This is a genomic window from Paenibacillus praedii (assembly GCF_049725345.1).
In the GTDB taxonomy this organism is placed as follows: Bacteria; Bacillota; Bacilli; order Paenibacillales; family Paenibacillaceae; genus Pristimantibacillus.
In genome coordinates this window covers 345493-363442 of record NZ_JBMWAM010000001.1, presented here as the reverse complement: position 1 = coordinate 363442, position 17950 = coordinate 345493, and the positions used below count along the sequence as shown (strand labels likewise).

Annotated in this window: 16 protein-coding genes; 15 read left to right on the top strand and 1 reads right to left on the bottom strand. The window is 47.5% G+C overall.

Annotation, left to right across the window (positions count from 1 at the left end; all coding sequences use genetic code 11):
- The 5 genes from ylqF (at position 1) to ACO9K6_RS01755 (ending at position 4294) form a co-directional block, all read left to right on the top strand.
- Entirely contained in the window at positions 1 to 867 is an 867-nt protein-coding gene (gene ylqF, locus ACO9K6_RS01775) for a ribosome biogenesis GTPase YlqF (protein ID WP_424765809.1), read from the top strand.
- A 61-nt stretch (positions 868 to 928) separates the two neighbouring features.
- A complete protein-coding gene (locus tag ACO9K6_RS01770) occupies positions 929 to 1543 on the top strand; it encodes a ribonuclease HII (protein ID WP_424765949.1) in 615 nt (204 codons plus the stop codon).
- 182 nt (positions 1544 to 1725) lie between these two features.
- The gene (locus ACO9K6_RS01765; protein ID WP_424765808.1) at positions 1726 to 3573 is read left to right on the top strand and encodes a hypothetical protein; all 1848 of its coding nucleotides are present in this window, start codon (positions 1726 to 1728) and stop codon (positions 3571 to 3573) included.
- Positions 3570 to 3872: an EscU/YscU/HrcU family type III secretion system export apparatus switch protein gene (locus ACO9K6_RS01760; protein WP_424765807.1), complete on the top strand. Its 303-nt coding sequence runs from the start codon at positions 3570 to 3572 to the stop codon at positions 3870 to 3872. Before ACO9K6_RS01765 ends, ACO9K6_RS01760 begins: the two co-directional genes overlap by 4 nt.
- The gene (locus tag ACO9K6_RS01755) at positions 3869 to 4294 is read left to right on the top strand and encodes a YraN family protein (RefSeq protein WP_424765806.1); all 426 of its coding nucleotides are present in this window, start codon (positions 3869 to 3871) and stop codon (positions 4292 to 4294) included. The genes ACO9K6_RS01760 and ACO9K6_RS01755 overlap by 4 nt, the downstream gene beginning before the upstream one ends.
- A gap of 68 nt (positions 4295 to 4362) precedes the next feature.
- Here the strand turns inward: ACO9K6_RS01755 and ACO9K6_RS01750 are convergent, their stop codons facing one another.
- A complete protein-coding gene (locus tag ACO9K6_RS01750; protein ID WP_424765805.1) occupies positions 4363 to 5934 on the bottom strand; it encodes a YifB family Mg chelatase-like AAA ATPase in 1572 nt (523 codons plus the stop codon).
- A gap of 343 nt (positions 5935 to 6277) precedes the next feature.
- Here ACO9K6_RS01750 and sucC point away from each other — a divergent pair, with 343 nt between their 5' ends.
- From sucC to fliE, 10 genes are all read left to right on the top strand, one after another.
- Positions 6278 to 7438, top strand: coding sequence for an ADP-forming succinate--CoA ligase subunit beta (gene sucC, locus ACO9K6_RS01745; protein ID WP_424765804.1), 1161 nt, complete (start codon positions 6278 to 6280; stop codon positions 7436 to 7438).
- A gap of 57 nt (positions 7439 to 7495) precedes the next feature.
- Entirely contained in the window at positions 7496 to 8428 is a 933-nt protein-coding gene (gene sucD, locus ACO9K6_RS01740) for a succinate--CoA ligase subunit alpha (protein WP_424765803.1), read from the top strand.
- A 171-nt stretch (positions 8429 to 8599) separates the two neighbouring features.
- Positions 8600 to 9733 carry a DNA-processing protein DprA gene (dprA, locus tag ACO9K6_RS01735; protein ID WP_424765802.1) on the top strand — a complete coding sequence of 378 codons (1134 nt, stop codon included), beginning with the start codon at positions 8600 to 8602 and terminating at the stop codon, positions 9731 to 9733.
- 28 nt (positions 9734 to 9761) lie between these two features.
- A complete protein-coding gene (gene topA / locus ACO9K6_RS01730; RefSeq protein ID WP_424765801.1) occupies positions 9762 to 11867 on the top strand; it encodes a type I DNA topoisomerase in 2106 nt (701 codons plus the stop codon).
- Between the two features lie 466 nt (positions 11868 to 12333).
- The gene (trmFO, locus tag ACO9K6_RS01725) at positions 12334 to 13653 is read left to right on the top strand and encodes an FADH(2)-oxidizing methylenetetrahydrofolate--tRNA-(uracil(54)-C(5))-methyltransferase TrmFO (RefSeq protein ID WP_424765800.1); all 1320 of its coding nucleotides are present in this window, start codon (positions 12334 to 12336) and stop codon (positions 13651 to 13653) included.
- Positions 13654 to 13708: 55 nt separating this feature from the next.
- The gene (gene hslV / locus ACO9K6_RS01720; RefSeq protein ID WP_424765799.1) at positions 13709 to 14254 is read left to right on the top strand and encodes an ATP-dependent protease subunit HslV; all 546 of its coding nucleotides are present in this window, start codon (positions 13709 to 13711) and stop codon (positions 14252 to 14254) included.
- A gap of 69 nt (positions 14255 to 14323) precedes the next feature.
- A complete protein-coding gene (gene hslU / locus ACO9K6_RS01715; protein WP_424765798.1) occupies positions 14324 to 15724 on the top strand; it encodes an ATP-dependent protease ATPase subunit HslU in 1401 nt (466 codons plus the stop codon).
- Between the two features lie 30 nt (positions 15725 to 15754).
- Positions 15755 to 16522, top strand: a complete 768-nt coding sequence (gene codY / locus ACO9K6_RS01710) for a GTP-sensing pleiotropic transcriptional regulator CodY (RefSeq protein WP_424765797.1) — start codon at positions 15755 to 15757, stop codon at positions 16520 to 16522.
- A 623-nt stretch (positions 16523 to 17145) separates the two neighbouring features.
- Complete coding sequence (flgC, locus tag ACO9K6_RS01705) at positions 17146 to 17595, top strand: flagellar basal body rod protein FlgC (protein ID WP_424765948.1); 450 nt, start codon at positions 17146 to 17148, stop codon at positions 17593 to 17595.
- Positions 17596 to 17630: 35 nt separating this feature from the next.
- The gene (gene fliE, locus ACO9K6_RS01700) at positions 17631 to 17936 is read left to right on the top strand and encodes a flagellar hook-basal body complex protein FliE (RefSeq protein ID WP_424765796.1); all 306 of its coding nucleotides are present in this window, start codon (positions 17631 to 17633) and stop codon (positions 17934 to 17936) included.
- The last annotated feature ends 14 nt before the right edge of the window (positions 17937 to 17950 follow it).

Below are 17950 nucleotides of genomic sequence, written 5' to 3'. Positions count from 1 at the left end.
ATGACCATTCAATGGTTTCCGGGTCATATGACCAGGGCGAAGCGGCAAATACAAGACAAGCTCAAACTAATCGATCTTGCCATCGAACTATTGGATGCCCGGCTGCCGCTTTCGAGCCGCAACCCGATGATTGAGGAAATATTAAACGGCAAGCCAAGGTTAATCGTTTTGAACAAATCGGATTTGGCAGATCCCAGAACGACCGAGCAGTGGATGGCGTACTTTCAGAATGAGGGGCATGAATGCGTTGCGGTTGACTCTTCAACAGGCACAAAAGTTGGCGATATTCCGCTTAAGGCTAAGCAGATTCTCCATGAAAAAATTGAAAAACAAATTTCCAAAGGAATGAATCCTCGTGCTGTTCGAGGGTTGATTGTCGGCATACCTAATGTCGGTAAATCGACGCTGATCAATCGGCTTGCCGGTCGTAATATCGCTTTGACGGGCGATCGTCCGGGCGTAACGAAGGGACAGCAGTGGATAAAGGTAGGTACGGAAATGGAATTGCTCGATACGCCTGGTATTTTGTGGCCGAAATTCGAGGATGAGCTGGTCGGTTATCGGCTTGCGATGATCGGATCTATAAAGGAGCAAATTTTAAACGTGGACGATATTGCGTTTTTTGCCGTTCGCGAGCTTGTCGATCGTTACTGGCCTGCCATAAAGGAGCGCTATGAGCTTGAAACACCGCCGAAGGACTCTGCGGATTCCGATGAAATCGTTCGGGTAATGGAAGACATCGGCCGTCGGAGAGGCTGTCTTATGAGCGGAGGACGCGTTGATCTTGAGAAAGCGTCAGGTATCATTTTGCGTGATCTACGAGCGGGCAAGCTTGGCCGAATTACGCTTGAGGCTCCTCCATATTAAGGGCACAAGAGGTTGAGGGAGAATGAAATTGCCTAGCTTCTTAGGAATGGGGGAACGCATGATGCTGCAGTATGAACAGCCTTTATGGCAGGAGGGCTATAAAGCGATTGCTGGTGTAGATGAAGTCGGGCGCGGTTGCTTGTTCGGCGATGTCGTTGCTGCCGCGGTTGTTTTGCCGCCCGGCCTCGTGATCGACGGCGTAAATGATTCGAAGAAGCTGTCAGAGAAGAAGCGAGAGCAGTTGTACGATATTATTTTGCAGGAATGTGTCGCATGGTCTGCTGCTCGCGTTAATGCGGAAATGATCGATCGTATCAATATTAAACAGGCTGCCAGATTGGCAATGAAGCTTGCTGTAGAATCACTGCAGTCGCCAACCGATTATTTGCTAGTGGATGCGGAGAAGGTGGACGTGCCTATTCCGCAGCTCTCCATCATCAAAGGGGATGCGAACAGTCAATCGATTGCTGCAGCATCTATCATCGCCAAGGTGACGCGAGACCGATTATGCGAAGGGGAATGGGAGCAGCAGTTTCCCGCTTACGGTCTTTCCATACATAAAGGCTATGCGACCAAGCTGCATCGGGAGAGACTGCTTGAGCACGGGCCAAGCCCGCTGCATCGCAGATCCTTTCTGGGCAAGCTGTTTCCAGCGGAGCAGCAGCTGTTATTTTAAAAGTAAATGGACGAGCTAAACGCTTCGTTGATCACACTCAGGTTCGAATACCATGTGCGATTAACGGGCGTTTTTTTGTTGGAAATAAGCTTCAAGGTTTCAGCTATTTAACCGATATAAGGGATATAGCTAATTGGTGTGAAACGTAGAAGCGCGCTGTGGCAACGGAGGCGATGAAATAAATGAATATAAGTCAAATGATGAGAAGTTTTTTGGGAGAAGCAGCTGCCAGTGATTCCAGAGCAGTGGAGCTTAAGGTGGGACAAATTGTCCGCGGTGTTATTTTGCAGGTGATGGAAAATAATGAAGCGCTTGTCCAAATTAATGGCGTGCAGGTAAGGGCGAAGCTTGAGCTTCCGCTGCAGGTCGGGCAATCAGCTATGCTTCAGGTGCAGCCGCAATCGAGCGGAGCGATGATCACGCTGAAGCAGGTCGAGCCCGGGGCTGTAGGCTTGCCCGATGATACTTTTAAGGAGTGGGCTAAGCAGCTCTCTCTGCCTGAGCAGAAGTGGGCAGTAGAAATTGTGAAGGATCTGCGCAGAGAGGGCGTTATTCTTAATCGAGAAGTAGCTGGAGCTTTCCAACGGGCCGCGGCTGCGATGCCCGCAGGTATAGATGCCGAACAGTGGATGCAGGCTTCCGCAGCCGCGTTTAAACGCGGACTCCCTATGACGGGTGCAACGGTAGCTGCTTTCCACCAAGTCATGTTCGGGTCAAGCACACACGAGCTTCTCGACGCGCTGCAGCAGCAGCTCGCAGTCAACGGCAGCAGTAGAGCTGACGGAGCTGAGCAGAAGCAGTTGAATCAAGCAGCAGCTCGTGTGTTGACATTGCTTGCTGAAGGCTCAGAGCTGCTTCGAAGTGCAGTCTCCCAAGGGGTAAACTTTCCGGCGCAGGCTCAGGCAGCAGACTCAAGCGGGAAGCCTTCCACAGTGGCAGCTCAGGCGCAAGCGGGCATGCCAGCAAGAGCAGACAGCATGACTAGCGGCAACGCTTCAATGCCAGTGACTGAGGCAATGGACAGAAATGAAGCAACGGGTCAACCATTTTCTCGTACGGCAGGCAGTCAGCCGAATTGGCTAGGGCATATGATGAAGTGGCTAGGTGTTGATCACGAGCTCCAGTTGACCAAGGCATGGAGTACGGATGCGCAGCACGTGCAAGGCGCGTCTTCCCAGAAGTCTCCTCCTGCTGTTGAAGTTAATGCATCAGCAGCAACTGCCGCAGCGGAGCAGAATCGTGCGGTCGCCTCTGCAGCATCAGCAGGTACAGCACAAGCGGCAAACGTGAACACAGCGCAAAATGCCGCAGCCTTGCAAGAAAGTCAAGCCGGTGCGGAAGAGCAGCACGTGAAGGTTGTTGAGCTGCGGCAGCACGCCGATAGAGCGGCTGTCCTGCCAGCTACGCAGCTTGCGGCTTCAGTGGATGGCGGTTCAGCAGGCGATCAAGTACAACAGACACAGCAAGAGTCACTTAAGAGTGCTTTGCTATCGCTAATAGCATCAGATGATACATTGCCTGCTGTTAAGGATACGGCGCAGCAGCTCGTTCAGCAAATAACGGGCCAGCAGCTTTTGCTGACGCCTGAGCGAAACAGCTCGCTGCTTACTCATGTGACTATGTTTATTCCGCTGCAAAGCCCGGATGGGAATCAAACGGCATCGGTTCACATTCAAACGAGACGCGGAGCTAAAGGTGAGCTTGATGCGTCTAATTGCAGATTATTGTTTAATTTGTCGATGAATACGCTTGGTGACACAATGGTCGATGTTAGTGTAACAGATAAAATCGTAAGCTTAAATTTGTGGAATGACCATCCTGCGATTGCGTCTCTTGCGGAGGGCTCACGCGCAGAAATAGCTGATAGCTTGCACCAAGCAGGCTACCAGCTATTATCGCTGCGCACGAAGCCGCTGCCGAAAGCAGGAGAGCCGCAGACTGATGCAGCGACTGCAACGAAGGAACAGCAGCCGCCTGAATTGTCTCCTTTTTCTTCTAGTCGTTATAAAGGAGTCGATTACCGTATATGACAGGCGATCCGTCGAAAAATCCAGCGCAGCAAACGATAAAAAAAGCGGTCGCATTAAAATATGAGCCGGGTGAGCGCTCCGCTCCGGTCATGGTTGCAAAAGGCAAAGGGCATATGGCGGAGCTCATTCTTGAGCGGGCGAAGCAAAATGGAATTCCGGTACAAGAGGATTCCTCTCTTGTCGAGGTGCTCTCTAAGCTGGATATTGATCAGGAAATTCCGCCCGAGCTATATACGCTAGTGGCTGAAATATTAAGTTTCGTTTATCGCTCCGACCGTAAAGCGAGGGATATGGAATGAACAAAAAGAAGACATTATCGAATGAAGAAATAAACGTAAATTACAGCAAGGAGGGCAAGGATACACGTAAGCAGACGGGAATGCTTGGAGAGGATGCTGCTTGCCGCTTTTTACTGGATTCTAACTATGTCATCATCGAACGCAATTGGCGCTGTCGCAGCGGAGAAATCGATATTATCGCTGAGCATGACAACAGAATTGTATTTTTGGAGGTGCGAACAAGAAAGAACGGCGGGAGGTTTGGAACGGCTGCCGAATCGGTTGATCGTCGAAAGCAGCTGCAGGTCAGAGAAACGGCACTAGTATATATGCGCAGCATAGGCAGAACTGAAACGGCAATTCGATTCGATGTCATTGCGCTTACAATGAGCAGGCAAGGCGATGAGATTATAGAGTGCAAGCATTATGAAGGCGCTTTTTAATAGAGTAAAGGGACATCTTCTGCGGTACATCCGCCTCGTGGAGATGTCCCCTTTTTTATCTGTGTTGATCAAGGCTGAGATATTTCCAGCCTTCGGTATTGAATGGCTTCTGCGACATGCTCTTCCTCCACCGTCTCGCTTGCTTCAAGATCTGCAATCGTTCGTGACAGCCTAAGCATCCGGTCATAGGCACGCATACTGATGCCTAACGCTTTAAAGGCGTTTTCAAGCAAGGTTGAGGCTTCTTGCTTCATATGAACTGTTTTGCGCAGCGCAGCGCCGGATAATTCGCCATTTGCGATAACGCCGAGCTCAGAAGCGCGCGTTTGCTGAAAGGTTCTTGCAGCTGTGACCATTTGCCGCATTTGAGATGAAGACAGAGAGGGACTTGTCTTGTCATGATCAATGGAAATTGGCCGAGGCACCTCCAGGTGCAGATCTATTCGATCCAGAAGCGGTCCGGAAATTTTCGAGCGGTAGCGGCTGATGATGGATGCGCTGCAAATACAGCGTTTGTCACCGTATTCATGTCCATAATAACCGCATGGGCACGGATTAAAGGAAGCCGCAAGCATAATGCTTGCAGGAAACTGGAAAATAGCTTTGGAGCGAGAAATGGTCACGATTCGATCCTCAAGCGGCTGTCGCATGACCTCTAGAACTTGTCTAGGGAATTCAGGCAGCTCATCGAGAAAAAGAACGCCTCGGTGAGCCAATGTTACTTCGCCAGGCTTCGGTATCGAGCCGCCGCCGATAAGGCCGCCGGCGGATATCGTATGGTGAGGAGCGCGGAATGGTGGATGGGTAATTAGACCGTGAGAGCTCTCCGCCAGCTTGCCCGCCACACTATATATTTTCGTAACCTCCAATGCCTCTTGTTCACTGAGCACCGGCAATATCCCGGGAAGTCGGCGGATCATCATTGTTTTTCCGGTCCCGGGGGGACCGCTTAGAAGAATGTTGTGTTTGCCAGCAGCGGCGATTAGCATGGCGCGTTTGGCTTGATGCTGTCCCACGACATCACTGTAATCTCCTAGTTCATCATACAAAGCATGAGGATAGTCTTCGCTTGGCACGCCTCGAATGGCAGACAGCTTCTCTGCATCGACACGTATGTGGTGCCAATCTTTGGTTTTATTTTTTAGTGAATCTAGCTCTTTCAGATGAGTTAGTGCGAACAGCTCTACTCCGGATATCCAGGCAGCTTCCTTGACATTGTCCAGCGGGAGCAGAACGCGGCGTATGCCCGACAGCTTTGCTTGTTCCAGCATAGCCAGCATGCCGGTGACTGGCCTAACGCTGCCATTCAGCGATAGCTCGCCTACTAATAAGGTTTGTTCAAAAGGGTCCGAGCTGACTTGTCCGCTTGAGATCAGTATTCCTGCTGCAATAGCCAAGTCGAAGGAGGTACCCTCCTTGCGCAAATCAGCAGGAGCCAAATTGACCGTAATCCGGTCCATGGGAAACGTAAACCCGCTGTTTTTAAGCGCTGCTCGTACCCTTTCTACTGATTCGCGAACAGCTGGGTCTGGCAAACCAACGATATTTACTTGCGGGAGACCGCTCGCGATGTCTACTTCTACCGATATGCTTTTGCCATCAACACCATAGACGCTTGCGCTTCGAATTAAGCTGAACACGACAAAAAAACCCCCATTACATGAATGAAGGTGCTTCCTTACCATTCCGTATCGTTTTATTATTGAAATTATCATAATGGAGAGGATTATAGCTTGTCAATCCTCTTGAAATTAAGTGTATAGGGTAACCGTTTGGGCTATACTAATGGGCGTGTCTTAAGCTATAATTATCGGCTTTTTTGCTGAATTATTGGATCTAATCTCAATTTGAGATTGAATCCATATCAAAAAAGCCGTATTAATTATGAATGAAAGTAAGGTAACAAGCGGTGAAAGGTGCTACAATGGTATAGGTTTGTGTACATATGACTGATTTCGGTCTGTGAAATGGAGGATTTCAACAATGAATATCCATGAGTATCAAGGCAAAGCGGTCCTAAAACAGTATGGAGTAGTCGTACCAGAAGGAAAAGTAGCCTTCTCCGTCGATGAAGCTGTTGAAGCGGCTAAAGCACTCGGTTCACCAGTCGTTGTCGTGAAGGCTCAAATTCACGCAGGCGGCCGCGGTAAAGCGGGCGGCGTAAAAGTGGCAAAAAATTTGGACGAGGTGCGTGCTTATGCGAGTGAAATTCTCGGCAAAGTGCTGGTTACGCATCAAACAGGTCCGGAAGGCAAGGAAGTAAAACGCCTTCTGATTGAGCAAGGTTGCGATATCAAGAAAGAATATTATATCGGCGTTGTTTTGGATCGCGGTACGGGTCGTGTCGTTATGATGGCCTCGGAAGAGGGCGGAACAGAGATTGAGGAAGTAGCAGAGCATTCCCCGGAGAAAATTTTCAAAGAAATTGTTGATCCGGCTGTTGGCCTGCAAGCTTTCCAAGCGCGCAAATTGGCTTATTCGATCAACATTCCAGGCGAGCTTGTCAATAAAGCGGTAAAATTCATGATCTCCCTGTATACGGCATTCGTCGAGAAGGACGCTTCGATCGCGGAAATTAATCCGCTTGTCGTTACTGGCGACGGTCAAGTCATTGCGCTTGATGCGAAGCTGAACTTCGATTCGAACGCACTGTATCGTCACAAGGATATTGTGGAGCTTCGTGACCTGGAAGAGGAAGATGCAAAGGAAATTGAAGCATCCAAATTCGATCTTAGCTATATCGCTCTTGACGGCAACATTGGCTGCTTGGTTAATGGCGCTGGTCTAGCAATGGCAACGATGGATATTATTAAATACTACGGCGGCGACCCTGCCAACTTCCTGGACGTAGGGGGCGGCGCGACAGCTGAGAAGGTAACAGAAGCGTTCAAAATCATTTTGTCCGACGCGAAAGTTAAAGGTATTTTCGTTAACATTTTCGGCGGCATTATGCGCTGCGACGTCATTGCCAACGGCGTTGTTGAAGCAGCGAAGCAGGTCGGTCTTGACCGTCCGCTCGTTGTTCGTCTTGAAGGCACGAACGTTGATCTAGGCAAAACTATTTTGAAAGAATCGGGATTGAACATCGTGGCTGCGGATTCCATGGCGGACGGCGCGCAGAAGATTGTCGCTCTCGTGAAATAAGATAACTTGTTGTGCGGCTCGCCGCATACGAATTCATTCAGGGGATGTGAGTTAAGAGTGAGCATTTTAGTTAATAAAGATACTAAAGTCATAACGCAAGGTATTACCGGTGCTACTGGCTTGTTCCATACAAAAGGCGCATTGGAATACGGTACGCAAATGGTAGGCGGCGTAACGCCTGGCAAGGGCGGCACGAACGTCGATATTACTCTTGATAACGGATCAAATGTTTCCCTTCCAGTATTCAACACAGTGGCTCAAGCAGTTGCTGCTACTGGCGCTAACGCTTCTGTTATTTATGTACCGCCTGCATTTGCTGCAGATGCGATCATGGAAGCTGTTGATGCGGAGCTGGATCTCGTTATTTGTATCACAGAAGGCATTCCGGTGCTTGACATGGTTAAAGTAAAACGTTACATGGACGGCAGCAAAACGACTTTGATCGGACCTAACTGTCCAGGCGTTATTACGCCAGGCGAATGTAAAATCGGCATCATGCCGGGCTACATTCACTCCGCTGGACATGTAGGGGTTATTTCCCGCTCTGGTACGTTAACATATGAAGCGGTTCATCAGCTTACGACTCGCGGTATTGGTCAATCCTCCGCGGTTGGTATCGGCGGAGACCCGGTTAAAGGCTCCGAGTTCATCGATATTTTAAGCAAATTCAATGACGATCCAGATACTTACGCTGTCATCATGATCGGTGAAATCGGCGGCACAGCAGAGGAAGAAGCTGCCGAGTGGATTAAAGCGAATATGAAGAAGCCGGTTGTCGGCTTCATCGGCGGCGCTACAGCGCCTCCAGGCAAACGCATGGGACATGCGGGCGCGATTATTTCTGGAGGTAAAGGAACGGCTGCTGAGAAAATAGCAACACTCGAGGCTTGCGGCATTAAAGTGGCGCCAACGCCTTCCGAAATGGGCTCTACGCTTGTGAGCGTGCTTGAAGAGCAAGGCTTGCTCGAAAAATGTATTACACGTAAATAAATAGCAATGGTTGAGGTAAGCAACCTTTCAATGACCCGATAACGGGAATTGAAGGGTTGCTTTTTTTTTGGGAAGATTCATTATTTTTGTGGTTGACTTGCATTCTTCTGCTGTGTGAAGCACAATAGATAGGAATGCAAGCCAGCCCTACATATGAAGGGGTTGGATTAAATGACTAACGATCAAGCCATTCGAAGACAAATGATTATTGCATTCCATGAAATACCGGGCATTGGATGGCATGCGATTCAGAAGGCGATTAAGCATCAATTTTGGAATAAACGTCATTGGACGATAGAGGATTTGCTCTCCATTGGCTTGCATCGCGGTCAGGCTCAGAAGGCTGTAGATCGTTATGCAGAGCAACCCTGGATTTTAACAGAAGAACCCTCTACAGCTGTAGCCAAAGCTAATGCGATTGTATTGACGCCGTTTGATGCGGCATATCCGCAGGTGTTGAAGGAAATAGCTCAGCCGCCATGGGTTTTGTATGCGAGAGGGAGACTTGAGCTTCTGCAGCGGCCATGCGTTGCAGTAGTAGGCACAAGAGTGCCAACGGCATATGGAAAACATTCGGCTATGGCGCTTGCGAAGGAGCTTTCTGCGGCAGGCTTAACGGTTGTCAGCGGTTTGGCAAGAGGGATCGACAGCAAAGCACATGAAGCTGCGCTCAATGAAGCAGGAAGTACAATAGCTGTTCTGCCCACGCCAATCGACACATGCTATCCGCCTGAGAATCTATCCCTATTTCACAAAATTGCGGAGCATGGTTTGTTGGTATCGGAGACGCCGATCGGTACGCCTCTTCATCCCGGACAGTTTCCGCAGCGTAATCGAGTCATAGCAGGCTTGTCCGTTGGGACCGTCGTCGTTGAAGGAGCTACACGAAGCGGATCTCTCATCACGGCGCAGCATGCGTCTGATATGTCTAGAGAGATTTTCGCCATACCCGGACCAATATCTTCCCCGAAGAGCGAAGGTCCGAACGAGCTTATAAAACGCGGGGAAGCGAAGCTAATCAGCAGTGTAAAGGATATTGTTGACGAGCTTTCTTGGCTGCCTGCGGTATTAGAGTCCTTCAAGAAATCGATTGAAGGAAGCGAATCCGAGAAGATTTCACAGGCTTCAGCGCTATCGCCAGACGAGTTGAAATTGATTGCATTATTACAGGATCAGCCCTTATCCATCAATGAATTACATGAGCTGTCAGCTATTCCGTTTGGACATTTGAATTCACTTCTGCTAAATTTATGTATAAAACGGAAAATTGAACTGCAGCCTGGGTCAATATATATCGCTTTATAGCTTGCATTGGAGAGAGGAGGCGCCTCACATGGCAGATTCATTAGTTATCGTCGAATCACCAGCTAAAGCCAAAACGATCGGAAAGTATTTAGGCAGCAAATATATCGTTAAAGCTTCAATGGGTCATATTCGCGATTTGCCAAAAAGCCAGATCGGCGTCGAGGTTGAAAATGATTTTAATCCTAAATACATAACGATACGCGGGAAAGGCAGCATCCTGAAGGAATTGAAGGATGCTAGCAAAAAAGTCAAGCATGTCTATCTTGCAGCCGATCCGGATCGCGAAGGTGAAGCGATTGCATGGCACTTGGCGCATTATTTAGAGCTTGATGAGACGGACACCTGCCGCGTTGTATTTAATGAAATAACAAAACAAGCGGTTAAAGATGCTTTTAAAACCCCGCGCAAAATCAATATGGATTTAGTGAATGCCCAGCAGGCCCGCCGAATACTCGACCGTCTAGTCGGTTACAAGATTAGCCCTTTGCTGTGGAAAAAAGTGAAGAAGGGCTTATCGGCCGGACGTGTGCAATCGGTAGCAGTGAAGCTCATTATCGATCGCGAAAATGAGATTGATGCATTTGTGCCTGAGGAGTACTGGTCGATTACGGCTAAGCTGAACCACACGAATATTCCGTTTGATGCAAAATACTATTCGGTTAACGGAGTGAAGCGTGAGCTGGGCAAGGAAGCTGATGTGCAGGAAGTGCTTGCCGCGATGAAGGGCAAACCGTTCACGGTGTCCGAGGTGCGCGAGAAGGAGCGTCTGCGCAATCCGGCGCCGCCGTTCATTACAAGCTCGCTTCAGCAAGAGGCCGCGCGGAAGCTTGGCTTCCGCGCATCCAAGACGATGTCAGTCGCTCAACAGCTTTATGAGGGTGTGGAGCTTGGGAAAGAGGGCACGGTCGGTTTAATCACTTATATGAGAACCGATTCAACTCGAATCTCACCTGTGGCTCAAGAGGAAGCGAAAGAGTACATTACAGAAAAATATGGGGCAGAGTTTTTTCCAGAGCAGCCGCGTATTTACACGAAGAAGAACAGTAATGCCCAGGATGCGCATGAAGCGATTCGTCCGACCTCAATCATGCGTGAACCGGAAGCGATGAAACCTTTTCTAAGCAGAGACCAGCTTCGTTTATATAAGCTTGTATGGGAGCGCTTCGTGTCGAGCCAAATGCAGTCGGCTGTCCTTGATACAATGACAGTAGATCTGCAAGCAGGCGATACGGTCTTTAGAGCAGCCGGATCTAAAGTGAAGTTTGCCGGCTTCATGAAGGTTTATGTGGAAGGCAATGATGATGGTACGGTGGAGGAGCATAAGTTTTTGCCGCCGCTCGCAGTAGGCGATACCATTCAATCAGAGGCTATAGATCCTAAGCAGCATTTCACGCAGCCGCCGCCGCGATATACGGAGGCAAGGCTTGTGAAAACGCTTGAGGAATTAGGCATAGGGCGTCCGAGTACTTATGCGCCTACGCTGGAAACAATCCAAAAGCGCGGCTACATCGCGATGGAAGAGAAGAAATTTATGCCAACTGAGCTGGGTGATCTCGTTATTCAGCTGATGGAGGAGTTTTTTCCTGAGATTCTTGATGCCGAGTTTACAGCTAACATGGAAGGAAATCTCGACCATGTGGAGGAAGGGACGGAGGATTGGGTGAAGGTGCTTGCAACCTTCTATGACTCCTTCGAGAAACGGCTTGAGGTAGCTGAGGAAGAAATGAAGGAAATCGAAATCCAAGATGAGGTTTCCGATGAGATTTGCGAAAAATGCGGTCGTCATTTGGTTTACAAAATGGGTCGCTTCGGCAAGTTTCTTGCTTGTTCCGGTTTCCCGGATTGTCGCAATACGAAGCCGATTGTGAAAGACATCGGCGTTACTTGCCCGAAATGTGCCGAAGGAAAAATTATTGAGCGCCGGAGCAAAAAGGGGCGTATTTTCTACGGCTGTGATCAATATCCTGCCTGTGATTACGTTTCCTGGGACAAACCAACAAGCAAACCATGTCCGCAATGCGATACCATGCTTGTTGAGAAACGCAATCGCAGCGGCGTCAAGCTGCAATGTCCTTCCTGCGATTATTCCGAAGAGGTTCCGGACGAGGAAGACCAAGATCTCGAAAATGGCTAATTTAACCGCTTGATCGCTATTCACATTTAACCGTATCAACCCGTCCTCCCTTCCAACAGGGAGGACAGCGTTGTTATACGAGCTTGTTCAGCCTGAACAAGCCTCTCTCTACTAAAGGCAGAAAATTCCGCTAATTCAATACAAAGGCAGCATAAGCCGCCAAACGTGACACAAAGTGTGTCCCAGGCGCACAAAAAAGAAAGCATGTCCCGCAGGGACAAAAGCGAGCACTAAGCAAACGCAGCACATAAGCATTTCAATAACTTCTCCGTTAGTCTAATTGCGGGTGTCCATAGGATGCAACCCTCGGGGCCCTCCCTTGGAAGGGAGGGTTTGGGTGGGTTCGAAAGTCTAAGAAGGTTCGGTAGTTAAAGCCTTTGAAGGTCTTGGAAGTTGAACCCTTTGAAAGTCTGGTAAAAGCCCTACAAAGGTTTGGTTATACTTTATTCTGAGAGGATTGACCACATTGTCACATCAAAAAGTAACCGTAATCGGAGCGGGTCTCGCAGGCAGCGAGGCCGCATGGCAAATTGCATCACAAGGAGTGCCTGTTGTTTTATACGAAATGCGTCCGGTAACCAAAACACCGGCTCATCATACGAATCAATTCGCTGAGCTTGTCTGCAGCAACAGCTTGCGGGCCAACGGCCTAACGAATGCGGTAGGCGTATTGAAAGAGGAAATGCGTCAACTGAACTCGCTTATTCTAAGCTGCGCCGATCAGCATGCCGTACCGGCAGGTGGAGCATTGGCTGTAGATCGTGATGGTTTTTCTGGAGAGGTAACAAGCAGGCTTCGGGAGCATCCTCTTATTGAGGTGCGTAACGAAGAAGTGACGGAAATTCCATCGGATGGCATTGTCATCATTGCAACGGGTCCCTTAACGGCACCGGGGCTGTCGGCACAAATCCGAGAATTGCTTGGCGAGGAGTATTTTTACTTCTATGACGCCGCAGCGCCAATTATCGATAAAGATTCGATTGATATGAATAAGGTATATTTGGCCTCGAGATATGATAAAGGTGAAGCAGCTTATCTTAACTGTCCTATGACAGAAGAGGAATTTAACGTTTTTCATGAGGCCCTCACGACTGCGGAGACGGCGGAGCTTAAAGATTTTGAAAAGGAAATTTATTTTGAAGGCTGTATGCCAATAGAGGTCATGGCAAGCAGAGGGAAGCAGACAGTATTATTTGGACCAATGAAGCCAGTTGGGCTCGTTAATCCTCATACTGGCAAGCTTCCTTATGCGGTTATTCAGCTTCGGCAAGATAATGCTGCAGGTACCCTTTACAATATGGTTGGTTTTCAGACGCATTTGAAGTGGGGAGAGCAGAAACGTGTATTTTCCTTAATTCCTGGATTGGAAAATGCGGAATTCGTACGTTTCGGAGTTATGCATCGTAATACATTCATTAATTCTCCGCGCTTGCTTAAGCCAACGTACCAGATGAATAATCGTGACAATTTATTTTTTGCTGGTCAAATGACTGGGGTAGAAGGCTATGTAGAATCGGCTGCTTCTGGACTTATCGCAGGAATCAATGCGGCTAAGCTTGCCCGCGGTCTTGAACCTGTTGTTTTGCCAGAACAAACGACCTTGGGAAGTATGGCTAACTATATTACAACGGCCGACTTCAAGCATTTTCAGCCAATGAATGCAAATTTTGGATTATTCCCGCCGCTTGAGAATAAGATTCGTAATAAGAAAGAGAAAAATGAAATGATTGCCAATCGTGCCCTGGAATCGATTGAGCAATTTAAACGGGAACATTTGCAGGCATGAGCCGTAAGTAGGATGTGTAACCGTATTTCATACAGATATTAGAGGAGGCAAGGAGATGGAAATGCAATTTCATGCAACGACAATTTGCGCGGTTCGACATAAGGGCAAGGGCGCAATTGCAGGTGATGGACAGGTAACCTTTGGAAATAGCATGGTCATGAAGCATCAAGCAAAAAAAGTGAGAAGGCTTTACCGGGGACAGGTAGTTGCTGGCTTTGCAGGTTCGGTTGCGGATGCCATCACTTTGTTCGAGAAATTTGAGGGAAAGCTCGAGGAACATCACGGCAATTTACAGCGTTCCGCAGTTGAGCTTGCGAAGGAATGGCGTTCGGATCGGGTTCTACGCAGATTAGAAGCGATGATGCTCGTGATGGACAAGACGGGACTGCTGCTTATTTCTGGAAATGGTGAAATTATAGAGCCGGATGACGGCATTTTGGCAATCGGTTCGGGAGGAAGCTTTGCATTATCTGCCGCAAGGGCATTGCAGCGTCATGCAACCGATATGGAAGCGAAGGATATCGCTCGCTCTGCATTGGAAATTGCAGCAGAAATTTGTGTGTTCACGAATAACAATATTATAGTCGAAGAAATTGAATAGATAGGTGTGTAAACCATTGCCAAGCTTCGTAAGTCCATGTTGAAGGAAAACAAATCGGAGGGATTTAATATGGGAAATGATGCAATGACGCCTCGTCAGATCGTAACGGAGCTCGATAAATATATCGTCGGTCAAAAGCAAGCAAAAAGGTCAGTTGCCATTGCGCTTCGTAATCGATATCGTAGAAGCTTGCTGGATGAAACGCTGCGTGATGAAATCGTTCCGAAAAACATTTTAATGATTGGTCCAACGGGGGTCGGTAAAACGGAAATCGCTCGTCGTTTGGCTAAGCTTGTAAAAGCACCGTTCGTAAAGCTTGAAGCAACAAAGTTTACAGAAGTTGGTTATGTAGGACGCGACGTTGAGTCCATGGTTCGCGATCTTGTTGAAACGGCAATTCGAATGGTAAAGAGCGAAAAGACGGAGAAGGTTAAGGGAAAAGCGGAAAAACTTGCTAATGAGCGTATTGTCAATCTGCTTGCACCTTCTGCAACTAAAGCTAAGTCTTCAAAAAATCCATTTGAGATGTTATTTGGTAATCAGCAGCAAGCACAGGAAGCGGCGGAAGAACCTGAAGCTGATTACGGGCTTGCTCAGAAGCGTTCGCAAATGAAAGAGCAGCTTGCTGCGGGTAAGCTTGAGAATGAGATCATTGAAATAGAGGTTGAGGATACAACGCCTAACATGATGGATATGCTCTCTGGACAAGGGCCTGAAGGCATGGGGATGAATATGCAGGAATTGTTCGGCCAGCTCATGCCTAAGAAACCGAAGAAGCGCAAGCTGCCCGTGAAGGAAGCCCGTAAAGTGTTGACGCAAGAAGAAGCGAATAAGCTAATTGATATGGATGATGTCATTTCTGAATCGATTATTCGCGCAGAGCAATCGGGTATTATATTCATAGATGAAATTGATAAAATTGCAAGTCCATCTCGCGGAAACGGACCAGATGTTTCGAGAGAAGGCGTTCAACGCGATATTTTACCGATTGTAGAAGGCTCGACCGTTATGACGAAATATGGTCCTGTGAAAACAGACTATGTTCTGTTTATTGCAGCAGGCGCTTTTCACGTTTCGAAGCCTTCCGATCTTATTCCCGAACTTCAGGGCCGATTCCCGATTCGGGTAGAGCTGACCAGCTTAAGTTTGGATGATTTCGTGAGTATTCTGAAAGAGCCGAAAAATGCGTTGACGAAGCAATATTCTGCACTTTTGGAAACGGAGGGCATTCAGATTGAATTCTCAGACGAGTCTATTCACGAGCTTGCATCGATTGCTGCTGACGTGAATCGGAATACGGAGAACATTGGCGCACGTAGACTGCATACCATTCTTGAGAAGCTTTTAGAGGATTTGTCATTCGAGGCGCCTGAGCTATCATTGGATAAAATGACGATAACACCTGAATATGTTCGGGAAAAGCTGGGAACCATTGCTCAAAATCGCGATTTGAGTCAATATATACTGTAGTTGTTAAGAGTTTTGGGAGGCAATTGAGAAATGACTTTACTTACGAAAACAAGAACGCTTAACCGATTGCTGCAGCGCGCAGCAGGAAAAGCACTGAGCTTTAGAGAAATGGCAGAGGTTCTTTGTACGACCATTCAGACGAATGTATTCGTCGTCAGCCGAAAAGGGAAAATTTTGGGCTGCGCTGCAGTGGATGCGTATGATCATGATTTTATGAGATCACTTTCCGCAGAAGAGCTTCGCTTTCCTTTAGAGAGCAATGTTCGCTTTTTAGATATGCAGGAATCAATGACAAATGTCCAGCCTGATCCTGGCGTTTTAATGTTTCCTAAGCTGGGCGAGCAGGAAATTATGACGGTTGTCCCAATCGTAGGAGGGGGAGATCGTCTAGGAACGCTGGTGCTTACCCGGTTATCAGGAAAATTCGATGATGATGATCTTATTTTGGCGGAATATGGATCAACTATCGTCGGTATGGAGATTTTGCGTGAACGCACGGAGGAGATTGAGCAGGAAGTGCGCAGTCGTGCCTCCGTTTCCATAGCAGTAGGGTCATTATCGTTTAGTGAGCTGGAAGCTGTTGAGCATATTTTCGAGGAGCTCGACGGAAAGGAAGGCTTGCTCGTTGCTTCAAAGATAGCAGATCGGGTGGGCATTACTCGTTCAGTGATCGTAAATGCTCTTCGCAAGCTGGAGAGCGCTGGGGTCATAGAAACAAGATCTCTAGGAATGAAGGGTACCTATATTAAAATATTAAACACCCAATTACTACAGGAATTGGAGAAAATAAAATCATAACCTAGGTCAATTCGACCAATTCGGCCCTATCTTAATACAAAGATAGGGCTTATTTCTTATTGTTATAATTTAGGCTGTTGATGAATAATATGATGTCGGCAAAAATCGACATCTCTATCTCATTTTTTTAATTATTAATGTCGAAGCAGGCAGGAATGAGAGATATTCTGTTGAATATTAAAAAAGACCTTCTTTGCGAAAGTGGTGAAATTACGTGAATTTGTTGCATGACGCAGCATTTTCGAGGCTGGAGGGTGATTTATAATGCCTAAGCGCGTCAATGCAATCAATGTGAAAAACGCATATATACCGCATTTTAAACGTTTTGAAGTTCGGTTCGAACCATGTTTGGAGCAATCATTCGATAATGATCAGCATGAGCTTTGAGCCGGGGGAAGGACGAATATGAAGCATCTGCGTATTGGCAACCGAGCTTCTCATTTACATTTACCCCAAATCATAACCACTGAAACAACGAAGTTGAACAATCACGAAAATAATGTGGGTATTGATGGCGAAATGTCTTTGCTGAAACGAAATCAATCACGTTAAATTGCCCAAGTTCATCAATTGGATTATGAAATTAAAATGCAGTAAACATCTATGGAGGGGAGAGGCTAACTCTGAAAATTTCAACAGGCTTCGATATTAGCGCTTCTGCTTTAACCGCGCAGCGTCTGCGAATGGATGTCATCTCATCTAACATTGCAAATGCGGAAACAACGCGTGGCAGCTTCGTGAACGGACAATTCCAGCCTTATAAGCGAAAAATAGTTGTCATGGAGCCGATGCAGCAGTCGTTTTCGAGCATACTCTCACAGCAGCTCGGAGGGCACAAGGCTGCTCAAGGAGTAAAGGTGACACATATAAGAGAGGATCACTCGCCAAACAAACTCGTATATAATCCAACTCATCCTGATGCTGACGCAAATGGCTACGTGAATATGCCGAATGTCGACGTTGCGAAGGAAATGGTTGATATGATTGGGGCTTCACGCTCTTACGAAGCGAATGTAACGGCATTAAATGCCACAAAGGCTATGTTTGCAAAGGCACTGGAAATTGGAAAATAAAGAATATGACTTTAGGATGAAGAGGAGGAGAAATGATGATACAATCGATGTCGCTCGGACAAATAAATCCCACACAACTAACACAATCGAAACCGATTCAAGAGGCGACTCCGGCAGAATTGACGCAATCATTTGGACAGTTTTTGGAATCAGCAATTAATAATGTTAATGCTCAGGAAAAAAATGTTCAAAATCTTAACACTCAATTTTTAGTTGGCGAAGTTGATGTGACTAAGGTTCTTATAGCTTCGGAGCAAGCGAGTCTAAATTTGCAGCTTACCACCCAGGTCCGCAATAAAGTAATCGAGGCTTATCAAGAAATTATGCGGATGCAAGTTTAATCGTACTTTTGATC